The sequence below is a fragment of the Maribacter arenosus genome (assembly GCF_014610845.1).
In the GTDB taxonomy this organism is placed as follows: Bacteria; Bacteroidota; Bacteroidia; order Flavobacteriales; family Flavobacteriaceae; genus Maribacter_A; species Maribacter_A arenosus.
In genome coordinates, this window is the sequence record NZ_JABTCG010000002.1 from 617,644 (window position 1) to 637,666 (window position 20,023).

Sequence of the window (20,023 nt, forward strand, 5' to 3'; positions counted from 1 at the left end):
GTAAAGATACCCTTTATTTCCTATAAAATAATGATGGACAAGAAGACGGCAAAGGGAATCAAAATTGAGAATATCAATACTATTTCCTTAATATTATCACGCTTGATCGACTCAACATAACTTGTCATCAACACAGAGGCAGGGAAAAAAGTGAGGAGAATGGGATGGAGGTCCTCTGAAGAAATCAATACATTCAAGATCAACCCAATGATCAAGGAAAATACAATTAGTCGAGTTGTCACTATTTTTCCAATACCTGAATTACCGAGTTTAATAAAGGCCATAATAGTCAAAATAAACAAAAGCAGCATGTAGATGATAAGTTTGGAACTGCTTGCCCAATTTAAGTAATACCCCACATCGAACTGTATAGAAAACTGATAATGGGTAAAAAGGAATTCGAGGTTATCGGTCAATACCAGGTAAGCGGAACTTATCATGAGTACCGCAAAAATAGCTGCAATAGGGGCTAGCCAATTTTTAAAATTCTTAGGCTCATAGATATATATCGCAATGAAGACCACAAGCAGGAATAGAATGGCCCAATCATAAAAAAGACTGGCAAACATAATCCAAATCGATGCGTCGAAAATCTTGATTTTTAATTTTTTCAAGGAACGCATACTAATTAACCTTCTTATGGCCAACAGAACAAAGAAATTGCTTAGGATGGCCATATTATCGGTCAACGTTTCCGGAAAAACAACCAATAGGAGTGCATAAAATAAAATGGCATATGAATTTGCCAAGGTTATCTTATTTCTTTTTACAACAAAGTTGACAATAAAAACAGAAAAAAGTAGAAGCCCTAAAATGAAGGTTTGCCCTAATAATTCCTCTGGCTCATAAACCCTATCGTAAAGCGAAAAATGTACCCCCCAGTAGAACAAAAACAAAAAAGTGAGTACAATTATGTAGTTAATGGGTTTAGTTTTGCCAAAAATGCTTGTAATCATCTCGGGTTTTTATATTTTTGCTTCGTAAATATACTAATTAGATGAAGGCATTTTTTGAAGGCATACAGGATTTATTCGTAAATGGACTTTTCTGGCCCTACGACTTTTTTAGGTTTATGGAAAACTGGTGGGTAGCCAATACGGTGAACTGGATTTTCTTTGCGTTATGTTCCATTGCATTTGTATATTGGATGCTTCAGCTTAAAAAGTACAATGATAGTGGGGAGGAAGACAAATCGATTACTTCCCATTCGTATTTATAAGTCAAACCCGATATCCTTACGAAAGTTCATCATATCAAAATGTATCTTCTTGATATTTTGATAAGATGTTTGTAAAGCTTCCTTAAAATCATTTCCGTAGGAGGTGATTGCCATAACCCTGCCCCCATTGGTTACTACATTCCCGTTTTTATAGTCCGTACCGGCATGAAACACGATTGAATCCGCAAAGTTTTCATAACCGCTAATGACTTTTCCCTTTTCATAGGCACCAGGATAGCCTCCTGAAACCAGCATGACTGTTGAGGCCGTGCGGTCATCCAGTTCAAGGTCTATGGCATCCAGTGTTTGATTGGCTACGGCTTGAAAAATGGTGACTAAATCGGTTTTTATCCTCGGAATCACCACTTCGGTCTCCGGGTCTCCCATTCTCACGTTGTACTCAATTACATAAGGATCATCCCCCACTTTAATCAATCCGATGAATATAAACCCTTTATAAGGTAGGTTATCTTTTTTAAGGCCCTCTACCGTCGGTTTCACGATGCGCTCATGTATCTTATCCATAAAAACCTTATCTGCGAAAGGAACCGGTGATATGGCCCCCATACCCCCTGTATTCAAACCGGTGTCCCCTTCACCAATTCGTTTATAGTCCTTGGCCGTAGGCAAAACTTTATACCCCTTGCCGTCGGTAAGCACAAAAACACTCAATTCAATTCCCGCTAAAAACTCCTCGATGACGACCTTGGAACTCGCATCCCCAAATTTACTGCCGACCAGCATATTTTTAAGTTCCTCCTTGGCTTCCTGCAGATTATTTAAGATCACGACCCCTTTGCCAGCCGCTAATCCGTCGGCCTTTAGAACATAAGGCGGTGTAAGTGTGTCTAGAAAAGCGTACCCCTCCTCTAATTTGTCTACAGTAAAACTTTGATAAGCAGCCGTTGGGATATTATGCCTGAACAGGAATTCCTTGGCAAATTCCTTGCTCCCTTCCAAGGTGGCAGCAGCCTTTTGCGGGCCTATAACCGGAATATGCTTAAGTTCGGGATCATTAAGAAAAAAATCATGGATGCCATTCACCAATGGATCTTCGGGACCAACAACCACCATATCCAAGGCGTTGGAAAGTACCGTTTTCTTGATCTCTTTGAAATCATTTACACCAATGGGTATATTCGTGCCGATGGTCGCGGTTCCCGCATTTCCAGGAGCAATAAAAAGATTTTTAAGTTTAGGGCTTTGCTTTAATTTCCATGCGATGGCATGTTCACGGCCTCCAGACCCAAGAATAAGAATATCCATAATAAAAGTTTGCGTAAAAATACAGCTTGCCCTGTAATAATCTATGCAATACCTGAAAAATCCCTATGTTCTTTGTCGTGCAGCTCTTCTGGAGTAAGCGACTTAAAATAATTAAAAACTTTTTTTAGGCCTTCCGCCCTACCTACCTTAGGTTCCCAGCCTAAAATTTCCTTAGCCCTTGTTATATCCGGTTGCCGTTGCGTGGGGTCATCTTTGGGCAGCGGTTTATAAATGATTTTCTGATCGGTACCGGTCAATCTTATAATTTCCTGGGCGAATTCCAGTATGGTAGTTTCGTGCGGATTACCAATATTAATAGGATTGGTATAATCGCTCATGAGTAGGCGATAAATCCCTTCAACCTGATCATCGATATAGCAAAATGATCGTGTTTGGGAACCATCCCCAAAAACGGTCAGATCCTCACCCCTCAACGCCTGGCCCATGAAAGCAGGCACAACCCTACCATCATTTAATCGCATTCTTGATCCGTAAGTGTTAAAAATCCTAACGATACGGGTATCCACATTATGAAAACGATGATAGGCCATGGTAATGGATTCCATAAAACGTTTTGCCTCGTCATACACGCCACGTGGGCCTATAGGGCTTACGTTGCCAAAATAATCTTCATTTTGGGGATGAACTAAAGGATCCCCGTAGACCTCTGACGTTGAGGCGACTAAAATCCGGGCTTTTTTTTCTTTGGCTACCCCTAATAGATTCAAAGTGCCCAAGGAACCGACCTTTAAGGTTTCGATAGGGATTTTCAAATAGTCGATGGGACTGGCGGGGGAGGCGAAATGCAGGATATAATGCAACTTTCCAGGGATATGTACAAACTTGGTCACATCATGGTGATAGAACTCAAACTGCTCTAAAGGAAAAAGATGTTCTATGTTTTTAAGGGTACCGGTAATCAAGTTATCCATGCCGATTACATGAAAACCTTCCTTGATGAACCTATCGCATAAATGGGATCCTAAAAATCCTGCGGCACCTGTTATTAATACTTTTTTCATTTACTCTTTCGCTTTTGTGTCTTGATCGACTTTTTTCTTGTTCTTCCGTGTGTCATTTTTGCTCTCCACTTTAGCCTTAATCTTGTCAACCCTTCGTTTAAGCATTATTTTTTGCTTCAAGGTGGTGATATTGTAGTTGTATTTAAAAAAAATATAACTCAAAAGTACAACCACTGAGACCAACATAATAACCATACCCAAATTTTTTGCCGTACTACCCAATACAATAAAGAGCATAACAAAAAGCAAATTAAAACATCCAATAATAAAGCTTGCTTGTTTATGACTTAGTCCCCAGTAATCGATAAGCACATGATGTGTATGGTTGCGGTCTGGTGAAAACGGCGCTTTTTTGTTCGCAATTCGTATAGCGAATACTCTTGCTGTATCAAAAAGAGGAACTATTAATATACTTATAGCAATTAATGGAGCATTTTCAAGTAAAAAAGGTAAATCTGTATAAACATGGGGTTTTAATGCCAAAAATTTTAGAGTTAAAATACTTATAATGAAACCTACAATCAATGATCCAGTGTCCCCCATAAAAATCTTTTTTTCCGAGGAAAGATTAAAACCCAAAAAGGCAATAAGACTTGCATTCATAGTAATACTTATTAATGCAAAAAAATACTCTTCCGTCAAATAAAAAATAGTTGTATAAATTACCAAAATGACAATACCCACAACTGATGCCAACCCGTCTATGCCATCAATTAAGTTATAAGAATTAATGATAGTTAGCATCATGAAGCCACCAATAATCAAATACAGATAATACGGTATTTCATTGATGTTCAAAAAACCGTTAAGCGAGCCTATAGTGAAACTGGGATTGCTCAAAATAAAGGCAATTGCAAAAACTTGGGCTATTAATTTCGCCCCTGGTGATATCACCACCAAATCGTCCTTTAATCCCACAATAAAAAGTATGGTAAGGCCAGGTATAATGTAAATCGCCTCATCAAAAGCATCTCTCCCCCTAATAAAAAAAAGAGCGAAAACCAGAGTATAGAAAAAAGCAATGCCACCTAATGTTGGCGTTCTGGAGGTATGGGAACTTCTTTGGTTCGGTTTGTCCATTAACCGCTTATACTCAACCACATTAATTATTTTTGGTATGGTCAAGTATGTAAGAAGGAAAGCTCCTATGAATAATACTATTGCTGTTTCAAGAAAGTACAACCGTTTATGTTCATTTATATCCTTCCAAAGATAATTTTAAAAAAGAACTTAATTAAATTTAATTGTCTGGATATTCTTGTAGGTTCTTTTAATAATCTATATAACCACTCAAGCCCCAAACCAATGAATATTTTTGGGGCCCTACTTTTCGCTCCTGAATAAACATCAAAACTTCCGCCCAAACCCATATATAAAGCTGGGTAATGATGTAGAAATTCAGTCATTAGAAATTCCTGCTTTGGACTTCCCATAGCAACAAAAACAAAATCTGGTTTTTTTTCTTTGAGCTCTTTCAATATTGTTGTTTCATCCCCATCTTTGATATACCCGTTTCTAAAACCCTTAATATCAATATTTTGAAATTCACGTTTTAGCTTATTAACCGTTGCATCAATTACCGGTTGTGAAGCGCCTAATAAATAAAAAGATTTGGTTTTATAAAAAGTGGATATAATATCTAACCAGAATTCTGCTCCTGGTATTTTTATTGATTCAAGCCCTTTTCTCCTTAATGCCAATACAGCCCCAATACCATCAGGATAACCTATATTATCATTAATAATCTTATTTAATCTTGAATCCGATTTATTTAATTTTTCAGCGTTAAGCGCTATCAGTAATCCTTTTTTCAGATTTATATAAGCTAAAAATTGCTCTTTGCTTTTGAATGCAAAAACCCTTTTTTTATTAATAGACTCACTTTCTATCTGTGTCATAAGTTAATAGTTTTCAGCCATGTTAGCAGCTCTTTTTTAACTTTTATATTATCATATTTTTTAGAGGTCTCCAGACAATGCAAGCTCATTTTTTCTTTTTCCTCCTCTGAGAGTCTATAAAATTTCATCATTTTTTCCGCCAAATCTTTACTGTCTCCCATATTAAACAAATACCCATTATATCCCTGTTCCATATAATCCATAGGTCCTTGGACCCTGCTTGCGATTACGGGAATGCCACACATCATAGCCTCTATGCCAACAAGTCCTAAGCTCTCTCTATATGTGGGGAATACAAATACATTAAATCTTCTATAAATATCTACAAGCTGGTCTTGCTTTACACTTTTGATAAGCATAACGGGTAACTCTTTACTTTTAATTTGCTCTCTGATTTTCTCTAAATCGGTACCATCTCCAACCATAATGGCTTCGAATCTCGTGATCTTATCAGAGGCTTTTAACATAATAAGTGCATTTAAAAATACTGACCATCCCTTTGTTTCAATAAAATTAGATACAAAGCCAAAAACAAACGTTTTGGAAGCAGTTTTTTTAGGATAAAAGATTTTCCCATTTACGCCACCCGAAGGATAAACAAATATAGATTTGATTGTTGAATTAAAAACATCTTGAATTTCCTTTTGGAAAAAGGCCGAAGGAACAACTATGTTGCTTCGGCTTAATATTGGCTTAAGTGCAGTTGCCAAAACTCGCTTTAATGGGGTTTCAAAAATCGCATCACTTCCATGAAAATTTAAGACAAGAGTTGTTTTTTTCCAAGTAAGTGGCAGTAGTACTGGAGAAAAATAAAGCGGAAAATGCACATATACGATATCTTTTTCCTTGACTATAAACCATAGTTTTATCACCTTTAGGTATAGGATAAAATAGCCTAACCCTTTAGCTATTAAACTTTTTTTCTTAGTTAAAACGATTTCCGTAATATCATAATCCTTCTCAATGGCTTCCCTGAATCTTTTAACAAAAATACCGTACCTGACATTTTTTGCCGATGGGTACATATTAGAAACAAGGTATAATTTCATGAATTCAATTTTTGGTTTTCAATATTGGATTTAAGAGTTTGGAAACCGATATATGAAAACAAGGTGAAAAATACAGCACTAAAAGTGATGCCGTAATTTCTATCAAAGAAATTTTCGACCATAGCAACACAAAAAACTATTAGGATTAATACAAAATAGCGATAATTTTTAATGGTCAGAGCAAGTTTTGCATTAATAAGAAAGAAAAAACAAAGTAAAAAAACACCTACCATTCCAAATCTTATAGCATAGCCAATAAACTGGTTGTGTGCATTATATCCCATTTTTGAAGCAACATACATTTTATCTTTCTCAAACTGTATTTTTAAATTTGGATATTCGTCTGCAATTCCATATCCAAATAAAGGGCGTTCCTCTACCAGTTTCAATGAAGAAATCCATCTTGACATTCTAGGGTTGGATTTCGCTTTGGAATTAAACTTTTCCTCATTTTCCGTAGAAATTTCGAACTTGTATATATTCTTAATCCTATAACCAATATAGGTGCCGGAGATAAACTTTAATGTGGTAAAAAGAAAAATACCGAGGCCTAAGATATACATTAATAGCAGTTTATATTTTTTAATCTTTAGCAATCTGTATCCCCATATAAGAACAAATAGTATCATAGATAATAGTATTACTAAAAAAATAATACGGGAATTTAGAAATAGAAAACCAATAAGAAATACTATCACTAAAGTAATTTTAATCCAAATCCTTTGAAGTATTTCATTCATGAAAATAAGACTGGTTAAATAATATAATCCTAAATAAGTAGGGTGCTGGTTTAATGGTTTAGTATAATATTGATAGGTATGGTAATAGTCAAATAAATCCCTGCTGATATAATAAGTCTCTCGATTTAAAAAATAGTTGGACAGGTTTAGTCCCACAAGTACCAGCACAGAAATAACTGAGCCGCATAAAAGTCCTTTTAAAAGTACTGACAAAATCTGCAATAGTTGCTCCCTACGAAAGAACAGAAAAATAATTGGCACTAGTAAAAAAGAAATGGTCTTCTCTAAATACCGATAACCGTCTTCCAAATAACTGGTATAAAGAAGCCCCATTATATGTAGTAAAAAGAAAGGCAGTACAGAATAAATGAGCATTTTCTTTTGAACACCTAAGTTTCTAGCATTCGGATTTTGATGTAAAAAGATCACAGCTAATACCATGGATACAATTAAAAAGGCATTACTTAATCTAGTATTTAGTGGAAGGAAAAATGAAAAAAGGAAAAAACTACTTCTCAAAAACAGTTGCCAACCGATTATTGGTCTATTTTTTTTAACAATTGAGAAAAATTTTCCATTCATGCTCCTTTGCAATTTGGTTTTTAAATAACACGATTAAATTCTACTTTTTAAAGCTATTGTTTAATATCCACACCTTCGTTTAAACCAATGAAAATATTTTGCGTTTTGGCAAACCATCTTCTAAGATTTATTGAACATATTTAAGCTATATTGAATTACCATATTCTTGATTAGGCTGTTTACAAAAGAACCATTGAAACTAAGAATAAAATGGTATTTTTAGCCTTCTAAGTAATTATCTTACCCTTTATTAATGCTAAAGTTAAGCTACATAGACAGTTTTATAATTCTTCTCATGTTCGCTCTTTTACCTGTGGATATGGTAAATGGGATATTGTTAAAGAATAACGTTGATTTACCTATTAGTCTTGGACAATTTTATAAATTTTTCATCCTTGTTTTTCTCTTTATTAGGTTTTTTTTTAAGCCAAAATTATTAATTACTTCTTTACTAATCGGATTACTCTTATTAACCCCATCCATCTCTCAACTCCTAACAGACGATCAAAGTTCTTTTCTATTTAAAGATATTATCAAAATAACAAAATATCTTACTCCTTTTTTCTGTTTTCTATTTTTTGTTGAATTCATTGAAAATAGTAATGATTATGCTAACCGCAAGTTGATGCAGCTGGTGCGGTTTTCATTTACGGTCCTAGTAATAAATATTTTTTTGAAGTACGTAGGCCTTGGCTATCCCTCCTATGAACATGGTAATATAGGAAGTAAGGGTTTCTTTTTTGCTGGCAATGAACTTTCTGCATTACTTATTATTTTAAGTTCTATTCTAGGCTTTAAATTGTGGTTAAACGGGAAAAAGAAATCGTATTATCTCTTTTTGATTCTTAATTTACTAGCAGGATTAACCATAAGTTCTAAAACAGCAATATTGGGTATTATACTAATCTTTTTTGCAATTCCTTTTTACAAAAAAGCATTTAACCCAAAAAAGCTAATCGCATTGGTTGCATCTTTAGTTGTTTTTTTACCTATTGTTTTTTTTGCTTCTTGGAAATTCATACAAAATTCGGCTTTGATTTTAAGAATACAATATTTTTATGACAAATTTGATTTCTGGACCTTTATATTATCAAGCAGAAACACCTACTTGCAAAATTCATTCGAGACTTATTGGAAGGACTATAATATACTTGAAAAGCTAATAGGTGTTGGGCAAACAAAATATGAATATCTGAATGGGCATAAAGTTGTTGAAATGGACATTATCGATATTTTTTTTGCATACGGATTCTTAGGAATTATACTTTTTATCATAATGTTAATTTATGTAATTGTCCAAGCTAAACGATTTTCAATAACAAGTGACCGTCCATTCGCAAGTCTGGTTCTTTTAATGGTGGCTATACTAATGATTATTTCTACAATAGTGGGACATGTTTTTGGAGCGGGCATGTCTGCTGTATTCATTGGGCTATTGTTTAGTCTGATGTATCTAAAACAACCTCAATGGAATCTTGATGTCATGTAAATCGGGATTAAACATGATTTGTAATGATGCTTTGATTCTCTACTTATCCACAGCAGCGGCTATATATTGTAAAGATGCATTTCTAATTATTTCCAGTTTCCTGGTTACGCTTACATAATCCACTAAAGACGGCAAGGTGTTAAAATCGTTCTCTTTGTACATAATCCGTTCCCTTAATCCTAATAATTCCAAAAGACTTTCTTGTCTATTGGCTTTCTCATTAGCAGAAATACAAGCAAATGGTTTTTCAAAATTAACTGCAAAACAGGTTCCATGAAAAGAATCGGTTATAACAAAACTAGCATTTGCGTATAAGTGAATGAACTCATTTGGACCGGCGTCTCTAACATGCATATCTATTTTTGTGATGGGCAACAACATTCTGTCAATTGCCACGATTTTCATGTCTAGTTTCTTTGCAAAGAATTCAATTGCCTTTTTAATTAAGGTCGTTCTTGGCACAGAATACACCAAAATATAGTTCTCATTTGGCTCCTCTTCTTTTATATTAAAACTATCATACCATTCTTTTTTAGACAACAATAATGTTGGGTCAACTACGTGATATACATCTTTTTCAGGTAATATTTCCTGTAGCTTTATTTGTCCATCTTTTTCCCGAACAGAAATCATGCTAAAATCTTTTAACAACTTTCTTACTTCTTTTTTCTCGTCCTCAGAATATTGGTGATGGCCAATACTTGAAGCGAATGAGAACTTTTTAGAGTCACTTTTTACGAAAGAAAGAAAAAAAATTGGGTCTAGCTTACGTATTGCGCTAACGACACCAGGGTTCCATATCTGGTCGCTTCCACATACATAGATGTCAAAATTATCTGCTTTGCCCTCAAGAAGTTCTGATGATTTGAATTCATTTGTTAAACTCATATTTGAGGAAATAAACTTCCTAAACCTTAAGAGCAACTTGTAACGGTTGGGCAAGTTTAATAGATCATGAGCTAACATTTTTATTCCATGAACAGATAGTTCAAAGCGCACCAAATCCATATGTTGTGCTAGGTGCCGATTTTGATAATCAATTATACTCACCTCCCCGTGCTTGGACAGGGCAACCTTTGTAGCATAAGCCTGCAAAACTGCACCATAATTTGTAACCTTATGTATTGTAACTAGTGCTATTTTCATTTTAATTCTATATTACTAAATATTTCTTCCAAAGGTCTTCTGGTTGAGCTACATACCTTGTTAACATCCTTTGGATAACCAGCAGCTATCATCATAATAACTGTTTGATTTGGGCTGATGTTAATAGCTTTTCTGAGCTGTTTATCCCTTTTCGGTGTCTGACTCCAATTTAATGGACAAGATGCAATCCCCAACGAATGCAAAGCATACATTATTGACATTGAAAGAAGGCCGCCATCAATCCAATGTTGATAATGCTCAGAGCCAGCGAAAAATGCTTTTAAATCTGTGGTGACAATCATTAAATTTGGTATTTTGTCTCCAAAAGGCCTATTCCCATTTTGGTAACTTAATGCTTTCTTAATTATGCTGGAATCATTGGAATGAAATACGTGCCAAGCTTGTCTATTGCATACTGATGGAGTTTTCATCGCAAGCTTCAATGCCCTTTTAATTTGTTCTTGAGGTACAATATCTTCTCTAAATTCCCTAAGCGAGTATCTTGATAAGAAAAAATCCTCTGGATGTTTAAGAATTCCCATTTTGTAGTTACTTAAAGGGTACAGAATTGCACCATGAACATCGTCCGAATCAAATTCCATAGAATTCATTTCTAAAATCATCTTTCTTGATTTTTCCAATTCAATATTTTCAGGGAGACTTAAGAATTTCATCAGAACTTGTTTGGCAGCTTTATCATGGTAGCCATAATCCCCTGCCATTTTTGCAATTTTAAGGCGTAAGAATACACGCTCAGCATTACCCCAGCCGGAAGTTGGGTTTCGATTTTTAAAACTTAAACTTTTTTCTAAACCATGATAAGCCATAACAGTGTTATAATTTCTGATTTCCATATCAGATAAGTTTTCCCGCCAGCCACCATAAAATAGAAATCGCTTAAAATCATAGGCAAACCCGTTAAGGCCACTAATTATCCGATAAGTGCCTCTTAATAGGAGCCTGACTTCTTTCCAGATAGGATTCATTTCTTTATTTTTTTTGTTGAGCAAATACTTGTTTATTTACTGCTTTGTAATATAGGCCTAAAAGCAATACATTACTTATTACGGTCGAAATTGCAGCGCCTTTTGCCCCATAATTTGGTATTAAAAAAACATTGAGGACAATGTTTAAAAATGCAATAATTCCCATTAGTTTTACCTTTAATTTCATATGTTCCTTTGTAACAAGGGTGGCGCCAACACTATAGGCAAGAAAGGAAATTGGCAATGTAATTGACAAAATATTCATCATTACAATTGAAGGTATATATTCCCTTCCAAAAATTATTGGTATACAAAATTGTGATGACAAAAGTACTATTATCATAATTAAACTCCCCGTGACAAGCATGATGAAATTACTTTGCTTATAGACCCTGTAAAACCTATCAGTATCATGATTCGCCCATCTATGATATTTGGGCATCAAAAACTTGCCAAACAAAATAGTAGGAATTATAAGAATAGCAGAAAGTATTACAAAAGACACATTATAATATCCCGTTTCAGTATCACCCGAAATATATTTGACCATAATTATATCACTCTGAACATAAATAAAGGCAAACAAATTAGCTAAACCAAAAGGCCATGCTTCTATGAGTACATCTTTGATTTTAGGTGTCTCCACTATTTTTCTTTGAGTCTGTTCATGCCCTTTTAGCGCAAACTTACCCATACTCATTTTATTTAATTGATAGCTTCCTAGAAGGGCAAAGACACATCCAATAATCGCATATATGTACCCAACATTTATAACTGATAGGGAAATATCCAAAAGATAATAAAACGCCAATATAATGAGCAATCTTGATAAATTGGGAAGAAGTTGCCAAATGGCCAATTGATTATAGCGTTCTTCCAATTGTAGTTTGGAGCATACCAGTTCAACACCAATATAGCCATAGATATAGCATATTAGAATAATCAGTAGCTTTCTAGTAGTATCATCGTGTAACTCTAATAGTGTTAGCAAGAAAATAGCAATTGTAATAAAGATGAGAGTTAATACAACGAAACTAAGAGAAGGTTTAATCCATCTGATCCCTTCCCATCCCTCTTTTCCCAAGAGTTTAAGCCACACTTTTGATACTCCAAAGCCAGCAAGTAGGGAAAAAATAGATATTGTAGCTAGGGCAGATGAAAAAAGACCAAACGATTCCGGTCCAATTTTCCTTGCAAGCACCGTATAAATAACAAATGTACTTCCACTGCCAATCAATGAGCCTGCCCAAAGTAATGATAGTGATTTTATTGCCTTTTTCTTTCTTATCATAGGACAAACATACCTTGGCTTAAAAATACTCTAAATGTTTTTGAAATACTTTTACTCAAAGTGCAATTTTTATGGCTTCAGGATGTGTGCTAAATATTATTAATCGGTTTATGTTCAATCTACTAAACTATTACTGTTCTTTAAACATTATATTGGTCATTTGGCAAAACTACAATAATTATTGTCCCTAACAACCTTACTCGTCCTAATCAAATTACTATAAAATAAGTGCTCTCAAAGGAACTAATCTACAAGATTACTTCGCCACATGTAGAGTTGCATGTTCCATAATCTTAGTTCTCCCAGACAATTGTTATTGAATATTCTTCCGAATTATGGCATTAGATTAACATACTGTTTCCCTACAATTAAATAAATAAACAATGTGGCCGGTGATTTCATCAATAACGTTATATAGAAATCATCTCCAAAATCAGAATTCCCCTAAAAGCACTCCACTAAATATTAATTTTCCAATATTTGTTTAAAAAATTGCCATCCTTAATGTTTGAATCTATCTTATTCATAGATTAAATTGAATCTGCTTTCTGACATGCAGTGCATTCCTTTGCCTTCATCGAATTCCCATTCCACTAGAATTTTGTATTGGGTCCACATAACTGGTTTATAAGCCATAGGAAACGTCATTACGACATCGTCATTTAAGGCAAAGACCTTTTTTATCTAAATTTCTGCCAATACAACATTTGCATAGACTATACAATTATATCCAATAATCTAAATAACGCCATTGGAATGCTTCCCAGACATTCTCAATTTCGTAATAACCTCTTCCTTTGTATTCTTAACAAATAATATGGATCTATATGCTTTTTGGGGATATTTTCACAATTTAAAAGAATACTATTAACCAAAATTTATTTTATATGTTCAAATCCTTCATTGTTGGAAGAACTAAATCCTTTTTCGAAAGAATTAGCTTATCGGCTGATATTACCCAATCTATATTTAAATCAATATCATTATAAATTATACCAGCTTCAGAGGCTTTATCGTAGTAGTTGTCGCATTTGTAGACAAATACCGTATTATCTTCAAGTGCTAAAAATCCATGAGCCATACCTTTTGGTATAAAAAGTAATTTATGATCATTTTCAGAAAGTCTTATTTTAAAATGTTTCTTATAAGAAGGGCTGTTTTTCCTTAAATCGACAACCACGTCCAAAGCTTCTCCCTTTATTACCTGTACCAATTTGGCCTGCGCATGAATCCCATTTTGAAAATGCAACCCCCGCAACACTCCCTTTTTGGAAATCGATACGTTGTCTTGAACAAAATCAACCCTTTCCCCTAGTTGGTCTTCAAATTCAACCTTTTTATAGGACTCATAAAACAGCCCTCTATCATCATTGAATAATGAAGGTTCAATTATAAAACAACCCTTAAGTTTGGTCTCTATATATTTCATTTTTTCTCAACTATAAAAACCCTTTGACTGCGCTCGATATGATATTGCGATTAATTTTCATTCTAGTTGTAATAAGTATTCTCAGCAACCATTTTTAATAGGGATTGTACCAGCTTTAATAATTATTCCGTTTCGATAAATCCCATATTATACGTTACTATCTCTATGAATCCGGTTTTCAATATCTGTTGATTTCAAGTTGCCTCAACAAATTAGGAAGACTGCTTCAAGAAACAAAATTGACCTGTAAATCAGCGTAGTAGTAGCGCGATTCAAACTACTGGTCAGCTTATTGCCAATCAAGTTCTTTAAATTCTATGTCTTCAAGTTTAAGCTACCTAATGGTCATAATTTCCTTTACGATAGTAACAAATATTTTATACTATTATTTCGCTTGATTTATTGTTCAAATATTTCAAAAATGAAACCAAGAAGAACACGCCAACAAATATCAAGGGAATCAGTACTATATTCTTTCCAAAAAAAGCTTTTTGGATTTGTTGTGGTTTTCCAAAATTTATAACTTTTATAGGCTCTGTACGTTGTTCCAATTCCATTTTTTTGGATTCAATATCCTGGATCAGTCTATTCTTAAGATCAAATAAACCAGTAATATTCACCGTTTCCTGATTGTCCAAAACGATTCTATCATTACCGACCATAGCATCCTTTTCGGCCATTTTTGTGGTATAACCGGTAATTATTTCATCCACTTGCTTTAAAAGTTGTTTATTTTCAGCTATTCGAGAGGTGGCATTTTCCCTATACACGGTTATCAGTCCATCAAAATATTCATTGGTGTTGATATACTTCATCACACCTTTTGCAAATTGCTGTCCAACCTTCGCATCTTTGTAGAAAAAAGTGATTCGATGGTTAAAAGAGCTTTTATTCTGCAATTCGGCCCTAACAATATCCGCGATTGCCTCAGTGTTTTCAAAACTTTGTAGCAATTCCAAATACTTAATTTCACTTTCACTACTCACCCTATTTTCATTCATAGGGGCGATAGTAACCCCGAGCCCATCAAAGTTGAATACATCAATACCATTAATAGCAAAGAATGCCGTGTCCTTTGCCTTAATATTCGCCTGTATTTCACTGATCACGTCATATAAATAGTTTTTGCTCTCCAACTGAGGTTTAACAATAACTTCGGTCTTTAATTTTTTCGATATGATTTGATTTAAACCAAATCCTATGGCACCGCCCAAAATAACAAGCCCTAGGAGAATAAGGGCATTCTTCTTTAAATAAAGGAACAATCTTAAGAAACTCCTGAAAATACGATTAAGTCCTTTTCCTATCATCTGGAACAACTGTCCCAAATCTATTTCATCGGATGGTGGTGGGGTTTGTGGTTGTACTTGGTTGCTCATTATACTTTACGAATTAAATATTTGTTCTAAAATCCTATCTGTTATCAAATACGTCGGTTTCACCCCAGTAGTACCCAATCCTCCGGAAGCCAAGGTGCCTCCAGTTTCCAGCGGATTATCCGAGGCGTAATAGGCATATCTTACCTTCACATCCTCGCGAATGCTCTTGCGTATCTTTGAAGCCGATTGAATGGCTTTTTGATAATGTACGCCTTCCATCTCCAGGCCGATGACATTCCAGGTGGATTTATGGAAAAACTTCAAAATATCCCTATTTTGAAGGGAAGTTCCCAAAACAGTTACCATTGCACCTTCAAAAACCTCAAGTCCGTGCCCCTGAAAATCCTTTGCGGATAATTCATTCTTAAAGGGATAATTGTCAGATGTGCCTTCAAAAATATGGGCCGACGGAATCATTAAATCTCCCTTGCCTCCTTCCAAAATACCGGCCTTTCCCATTATTGAAATCGATGCTACATCAAGGAAAATGTCCCCTGTCTTAGTGCTTTTGTATGGTTTCAATAGTTCATCAATCGTTTCATAAGCTTGCTCCCCAAAGGCATAGTCCATCACAAATATAACTGGTTTTTGATCATTTGGAATATCCATTGTTAAATCGTAACAACAGGCATCTTTGCCCAATTTGGCCAAATCAAAGATCTGCACATCAATATTGGTTCCTGAATCATCGTTAATGATGATCATACCGTTTTTTTTGGCGATATCACTTACTTTCTTTTGTAATAAATGGTTTTCAGAAGAACTCAAAGCCTTGTAAATATCCAAAGAGCCATTGTTGGGGTATTCCTTATGCAAAGCCTTTTTTGCGAAAAGTGAATTCATGACACTGTGCATATTGGCACTGATTATATGTATAGGCCTTGATAATAAATCGTTTTTTGCCAAAACCTCTTTTATCCTGTTCGCCCAACGTTCCCCATGTATATGATGTCCCAACCGTTCGCGTAATAGCGAAGTGAAGGTTATGGCCCGCTTATCTCCAGTAACTTCTTCTTCAATAGCCAATTTACCCATCCAGTAGATGATATGAAGAAATTTTTCGGGCTCCTTTTTAGTGGCGAATTTCTTATAATACGTAAGTACTTCCTCAAAAGATCGGTTTAAGATATTTGCGGTATGTATCAGAGCTACTTCACGATCTGACCGCGATAGTTCCTGCTTTTTAACGGCAGCCTCTAATTTGCCCCAATCACGGATCGTCTTATCGGTATCCTCAATTAGAACGCGCTTACAGATTTTATGCGATTCGATGAACAAAAAGGTTAGGTGGGTAAGGATGTCGTAAATATCGGAACGCCCCCTCGTAATTTCAATATTCATCTGTTCGGCATCGATGCGATAACAATTTCTTCTTCTTTTGGGTGGAATAATGGGTGCGAAATGGGCCTTCCCATACCCTTCATCAGAGGTGAGGTTAATAAATCTACATTGTTCAATGCCTTCTGGTAACCGTTCTAAAACATAAACAAGTCCATCGAGTTCTGTTTTTTCCTCAGCTATAGAACCATAAATCTCTGGCCTTAACTGTAAGAGGGCATTTCGTAAGGTTTCCCCAGAAACTCCCATCGGTTTATAAAACCCACGGTTGAACAGGTGCCGCATGGTGATATACAAACGCTCAATGGCATTAGTGGATTCTTGTGCCCTAGTAGTGTCCCTGCTTTTGTTCATACTGAAATTTCATGCAAAATTACAATTTAAATCGATGATTGATCAGCCGTAACCCAAAGTTAAAAAGAAGATCTATAAGTCGGCAGCAAAAACAGCCAATGCATCGGCCACACTGCGATCATTAGAAAGGCGTTGAACCTTGTTTTGCCCCCCCAACTTTCCTATGGACTTCATATATGCCTGAAAGCCTCCTTTTTTTATAGGAAGTATTTTTAATGTCTGTAGTATTTTGCCATCGATCAAGTCAAAATAATAACTGTTCTGTTCTTGGAGGGAGGTGTCGAGGATTTGAATGAACTTGGCCATATCGGAAGGAAGTTTTTCAAACTCGATCAGCCATTCATGATAGGGGAGTCCATCGTCCTTTGGAGATATTTGTGGGGCAACTGTAAACTCGTTGATTCGCGCATCTGTCGCCGCAACGGCTTCTTGCATTGCTTCTTCCACTTCCTTGGCGATCACATGTTCACCAAAGGCCGAAATAAAATGTTTTATTCGTCCCGATACAACTATTTTATAAGGGTTCAATGAAATAAACTGAACGGTATCCCCCAAATTATAGGCCCATAATCCTGCATTGGTTGAGATGATCATTACGTAATTGACCTCTATTTCAACATCTTTAAGGGTAAGCCGCTCCCTTTCATCATCAAAAAAAGTATCGGCTTTCACGAACTCATAGAAAATCCCGGAATTCAAAAGCAATAACATTCCCTTTTCGGTCTGGGAATCCTGGTATGCGAAAAAACCTTCGCTTGCTGGAAATAGCTCTATACTTGCCACTTTTCGGCCTATTAGGTTCTCGAATTTGTCCCGGTAGGGTTCATAGTTCACCCCTCCATAAATGAAGAGTTGGAAATTCTTGAACAGATTCCCGATTTTTTTATTGCTTTTGACGCTCAATTTTTCAAAATACATTTGAACCCACGAGGGAATCCCGGCAATAACGGTCATATTCTCACCAATGGTTTCATCTACAATGGTATCTACTTTTGTTTCCCAGTCGGCAATACAATTGGTTTCCCAACTGGGTAATCTGTTCTTTTGAAGATAGCTGGGAACGTAATGTGCCGAAATCCCCGATAATCTGCCCAACTTAATTCCGTTTTTCTCCTGCAATTCCGGACTTCCTTGAAGAAATATCATTTTACCGTCCACAAAATCCGCATTTCCGGTTTCGTTGATATATGACAGGATTGCATTCCTAGAGGCTTCTACCTGATGTTTTATAGACTTCTTTGTTATTGGGATGTATTTCGCTCCGGAGGTAGTGCCCGACGTTTTTGCGAAATATATTGGTTTTCCGGGCCAAAGTATATCCGATTGGCCCGCTACAACCTTTTCTACATATTCTTTAAGCTCTTCATAATCACGTATGGGTACGTTTTTTACAAAATCTCCATGGCTATGTATTTCCTCGAAGTTGTGTTCCTTTCCGAAAAGTGTAGTGCGTGCCGTGCTGATCAATTCCATGAATACCGCTTCTTGGGTTTCCAACGGACGGTTTACCCATTTAGCGGTTTTTCTACTAACGTTTCTGGCGAATATTTTAGCTGCGAATGACTTTAATGACATCTTATTTAAAATCTATAAAATCAAGTGGGTTAACAGGGTTACCATTATCCCATAATTCGAAATGTAAATGAGGTCCTGTCGTAAATTCCCCTGTATTTCCTACTGAGGCAATTACCTCCCCGGCCCTAACAATATCCCCTTGTGACTTGCTCAACGAACCATTGTGCTTATATACGCTTAGAAGTCCGTCTTTATGTTCCAAAATGATCACATAGCCCGTTTCTGCCGTCCATTCCGCGAAAATGACAATACCATTGGCAACTGCCTTTATTGGCGTATCTTTAGGTGCGACAACATCAACGGCAAAATGTTTTTTATCCCTATCATATGTATCCGTAAGAGTTCCGCTCAAAGGAGGAAAAAGTACGAGGTTGGACTTATCGCTATTTGTTTCGAATAGATTGTATTTATCTTCTAAGGCTACTTCCGCCCGCAACATGGAATCTTGTCTAATTGGACTAAGATCTACGCTTGAGGGATCTAGTTTAAATTGTTCGAACAAGGAATCCCGGTTAATCTCCGTATTCTCGATATCCCCTCTTAGTACTTTTCTAATATTATCTAAATACTTATTGGTATAATTCAAGGCATTGACCAAAGAATCCGTTTTATACGTCAATTCGGTAGCTTGTCTCTTAAGTTTTGTGGACGAATACCCGGGTATGTACTCACGTAGGGGCGTAAAGGCAATCAACAAAATGGTTAAGCCTATTAATCCAATAATAAAAAGAGAGCCTGTTACGAATACGTTCAAACGGCTTAACTTAAAGCTTATTTTTTCTTCAAAAGTGCTTTCATTAAGTATTACCAAGCGATACTTATGCAGAAGCTTTCTTTTGATATCCTTTCTCTTTTTTACTTTTTTAGCCATTGAACGCAAAGATAAACTTAGAATTGAATATTAAAGTGGTTCTTTTAAAATTTATGGTTTTCTTGGCCTTTGATGGCGATACTTTTACATACGTATTATCAAGATTTCTAGTTCACACAATTAAAAAAAAGCCTATACGTTAATATTCTAAGAAGACTCATAAGTTTTTAGTACCTTTGTTTTCCATTAAATCATAAAATATGACAGCTTTACTTACATTTTTGGCAATTGGTCCATGGCAAATAGCAATCGTTGTTATGGTGGTGCTTCTATTATTCGGTGGGAAAAAGATTCCAGAACTAATGCGAGGACTAGGAAGTGGTATTAAGGAATTTAAGGATGCTTCCAAGGAAGAAGACAAGATTGAGGAAAACAAAGAAAAATAATCT

At 35.6% G+C, this 20,023-nt stretch carries 18 protein-coding genes; 3 read left to right on the forward strand and 15 right to left on the reverse strand.

The window, feature by feature from the left end:
• Window positions 1–20: 20 nt before the first annotated feature.
• A complete protein-coding gene (locus HPE63_RS07870; protein ID WP_188313702.1) occupies window positions 21–956 on the reverse strand; it encodes a DUF6427 family protein in 936 nt (311 codons plus the stop codon).
• Window positions 957–997: 41 nt separating this feature from the next.
• Here HPE63_RS07870 and HPE63_RS07875 point away from each other — a divergent pair, with 41 nt between their 5' ends.
• Entirely contained in the window at window positions 998–1,219 is a 222-nt protein-coding gene (locus HPE63_RS07875; protein WP_188313703.1) for a DUF6341 family protein, read from the forward strand.
• On the opposite strand, the gene purD is transcribed toward HPE63_RS07875, so the two are convergent.
• The 6 genes from purD to HPE63_RS07905 form a co-directional block, all read right to left on the reverse strand.
• The gene (gene purD / locus HPE63_RS07880) at window positions 1,214–2,485 is read right to left on the reverse strand and encodes a phosphoribosylamine--glycine ligase (protein WP_188313704.1); all 1,272 of its coding nucleotides are present in this window, start codon (window positions 2,483–2,485) and stop codon (window positions 1,214–1,216) included. The genes HPE63_RS07875 and purD overlap by 6 nt on opposite strands.
• A 41-nt stretch (window positions 2,486–2,526) precedes the next feature.
• Window positions 2,527–3,507, reverse strand: coding sequence for a UDP-glucuronic acid decarboxylase family protein (locus HPE63_RS07885; RefSeq protein WP_188313705.1), 981 nt, complete (start codon window positions 3,505–3,507; stop codon window positions 2,527–2,529).
• Window positions 3,508–4,587, reverse strand: coding sequence for an MraY family glycosyltransferase (locus HPE63_RS07890; protein WP_223198094.1), 1,080 nt, complete (start codon window positions 4,585–4,587; stop codon window positions 3,508–3,510).
• Window positions 4,588–4,703: 116 nt separating this feature from the next.
• Complete coding sequence (locus HPE63_RS07895) at window positions 4,704–5,405, reverse strand: WecB/TagA/CpsF family glycosyltransferase (protein WP_188313707.1); 702 nt, start codon at window positions 5,403–5,405, stop codon at window positions 4,704–4,706.
• Window positions 5,402–6,454, reverse strand: coding sequence for a glycosyltransferase family 4 protein (locus tag HPE63_RS07900; protein ID WP_188313708.1), 1,053 nt, complete (start codon window positions 6,452–6,454; stop codon window positions 5,402–5,404). The genes HPE63_RS07895 and HPE63_RS07900 overlap by 4 nt, the downstream gene beginning before the upstream one ends.
• Window positions 6,451–7,776: an O-antigen ligase family protein gene (locus tag HPE63_RS07905; RefSeq protein ID WP_188313709.1), complete on the reverse strand. Its 1,326-nt coding sequence runs from the start codon at window positions 7,774–7,776 to the stop codon at window positions 6,451–6,453. Before HPE63_RS07905 ends, HPE63_RS07900 begins: the two co-directional genes overlap by 4 nt.
• Window positions 7,777–8,071: 295 nt before the next feature.
• Between HPE63_RS07905 and HPE63_RS07910 the strand changes: the two genes are divergently transcribed.
• Complete coding sequence (locus HPE63_RS07910) at window positions 8,072–9,265, forward strand: O-antigen ligase family protein (protein ID WP_188313710.1); 1,194 nt, start codon at window positions 8,072–8,074, stop codon at window positions 9,263–9,265.
• Between the two features lie 39 nt (window positions 9,266–9,304).
• Here the strand turns inward: HPE63_RS07910 and HPE63_RS07915 are convergent, their stop codons facing one another.
• From HPE63_RS07915 to HPE63_RS07950, 8 genes are all read right to left on the reverse strand, one after another.
• Entirely contained in the window at window positions 9,305–10,411 is a 1,107-nt protein-coding gene (locus HPE63_RS07915) for a polysaccharide pyruvyl transferase family protein (protein ID WP_188313711.1), read from the reverse strand.
• Window positions 10,408–11,397 carry a nitroreductase family protein gene (locus HPE63_RS07920; RefSeq protein WP_223198086.1) on the reverse strand — a complete coding sequence of 330 codons (990 nt, stop codon included), beginning with the start codon at window positions 11,395–11,397 and terminating at the stop codon, window positions 10,408–10,410. The genes HPE63_RS07915 and HPE63_RS07920 overlap by 4 nt, the downstream gene beginning before the upstream one ends.
• A 4-nt stretch (window positions 11,398–11,401) precedes the next feature.
• Entirely contained in the window at window positions 11,402–12,688 is a 1,287-nt protein-coding gene (locus HPE63_RS07925) for a flippase (protein WP_188313712.1), read from the reverse strand.
• Between the two features lie 883 nt (window positions 12,689–13,571).
• On the reverse strand, window positions 13,572–14,117 hold the full coding sequence (gene rfbC / locus HPE63_RS07930; protein ID WP_188313713.1) for a dTDP-4-dehydrorhamnose 3,5-epimerase: 546 nt from the start codon (window positions 14,115–14,117) through the stop codon (window positions 13,572–13,574).
• Between the two features lie 377 nt (window positions 14,118–14,494).
• Window positions 14,495–15,496, reverse strand: coding sequence for a hypothetical protein (locus tag HPE63_RS07935; RefSeq protein ID WP_188313714.1), 1,002 nt, complete (start codon window positions 15,494–15,496; stop codon window positions 14,495–14,497).
• Between the two features lie 6 nt (window positions 15,497–15,502).
• Window positions 15,503–17,188, reverse strand: a complete 1,686-nt coding sequence (locus HPE63_RS07940; RefSeq protein ID WP_188313715.1) for a DUF6909 family protein — start codon at window positions 17,186–17,188, stop codon at window positions 15,503–15,505.
• 72 nt (window positions 17,189–17,260) lie between these two features.
• Window positions 17,261–18,763 (reverse strand): GH3 family domain-containing protein, encoded by a 1,503-nt coding sequence (locus tag HPE63_RS07945; RefSeq protein ID WP_188313716.1) that lies wholly within the window; start codon window positions 18,761–18,763, stop codon window positions 17,261–17,263.
• A 1-nt stretch (window position 18,764) separates the two neighbouring features.
• Window positions 18,765–19,634, reverse strand: coding sequence for a M23 family metallopeptidase (locus tag HPE63_RS07950; RefSeq protein ID WP_188313717.1), 870 nt, complete (start codon window positions 19,632–19,634; stop codon window positions 18,765–18,767).
• Between the two features lie 200 nt (window positions 19,635–19,834).
• On the opposite strand from HPE63_RS07950, the gene tatA reads away from it, so the two are divergent.
• On the forward strand, window positions 19,835–20,020 hold the full coding sequence (gene tatA, locus HPE63_RS07955) for a twin-arginine translocase TatA/TatE family subunit (protein ID WP_188313718.1): 186 nt from the start codon (window positions 19,835–19,837) through the stop codon (window positions 20,018–20,020).
• The last annotated feature ends 3 nt before the right edge of the window (window positions 20,021–20,023 follow it).

Bases quoted from the DNA above. Each gene is read 5' to 3' on its own strand.
- rfbC (WP_188313713.1), bottom strand. From the start codon at position 14,117: ATGAAATATATAGAGACCAAACTTAAGGGTTGTTTTATAATTGAACCT.
- HPE63_RS07945 (WP_188313716.1), bottom strand. From the start codon at position 18,763: ATGTCATTAAAGTCATTCGCAGCTAAAATATTCGCCAGAAACGTTAGT.
- HPE63_RS07870 (WP_188313702.1), bottom strand. From the start codon at position 956: ATGATTACAAGCATTTTTGGCAAAACTAAACCCATTAACTACATAATT.
- HPE63_RS07890 (WP_223198094.1), bottom strand. From the start codon at position 4,587: ATGGACAAACCGAACCAAAGAAGTTCCCATACCTCCAGAACGCCAACA.
- HPE63_RS07895 (WP_188313707.1), bottom strand. From the start codon at position 5,405: ATGACACAGATAGAAAGTGAGTCTATTAATAAAAAAAGGGTTTTTGCA.
- tatA (WP_188313718.1), top strand. From the start codon at position 19,835: ATGACAGCTTTACTTACATTTTTGGCAATTGGTCCATGGCAAATAGCA.
- HPE63_RS07935 (WP_188313714.1), bottom strand. From the start codon at position 15,496: ATGAGCAACCAAGTACAACCACAAACCCCACCACCATCCGATGAAATA.
- HPE63_RS07915 (WP_188313711.1), bottom strand. From the start codon at position 10,411: ATGAAAATAGCACTAGTTACAATACATAAGGTTACAAATTATGGTGCA.
- HPE63_RS07920 (WP_223198086.1), bottom strand. From the start codon at position 11,397: ATGAATCCTATCTGGAAAGAAGTCAGGCTCCTATTAAGAGGCACTTAT.
- HPE63_RS07940 (WP_188313715.1), bottom strand. From the start codon at position 17,188: ATGAACAAAAGCAGGGACACTACTAGGGCACAAGAATCCACTAATGCC.
- HPE63_RS07950 (WP_188313717.1), bottom strand. From the start codon at position 19,634: ATGGCTAAAAAAGTAAAAAAGAGAAAGGATATCAAAAGAAAGCTTCTG.
- HPE63_RS07910 (WP_188313710.1), top strand. From the start codon at position 8,072: ATGTTCGCTCTTTTACCTGTGGATATGGTAAATGGGATATTGTTAAAG.
- HPE63_RS07900 (WP_188313708.1), bottom strand. From the start codon at position 6,454: ATGAAATTATACCTTGTTTCTAATATGTACCCATCGGCAAAAAATGTC.
- HPE63_RS07925 (WP_188313712.1), bottom strand. From the start codon at position 12,688: ATGATAAGAAAGAAAAAGGCAATAAAATCACTATCATTACTTTGGGCA.
- HPE63_RS07885 (WP_188313705.1), bottom strand. From the start codon at position 3,507: ATGAAAAAAGTATTAATAACAGGTGCCGCAGGATTTTTAGGATCCCAT.
- purD (WP_188313704.1), bottom strand. From the start codon at position 2,485: ATGGATATTCTTATTCTTGGGTCTGGAGGCCGTGAACATGCCATCGCA.
- HPE63_RS07875 (WP_188313703.1), top strand. From the start codon at position 998: ATGAAGGCATTTTTTGAAGGCATACAGGATTTATTCGTAAATGGACTT.
- HPE63_RS07905 (WP_188313709.1), bottom strand. From the start codon at position 7,776: ATGAATGGAAAATTTTTCTCAATTGTTAAAAAAAATAGACCAATAATC.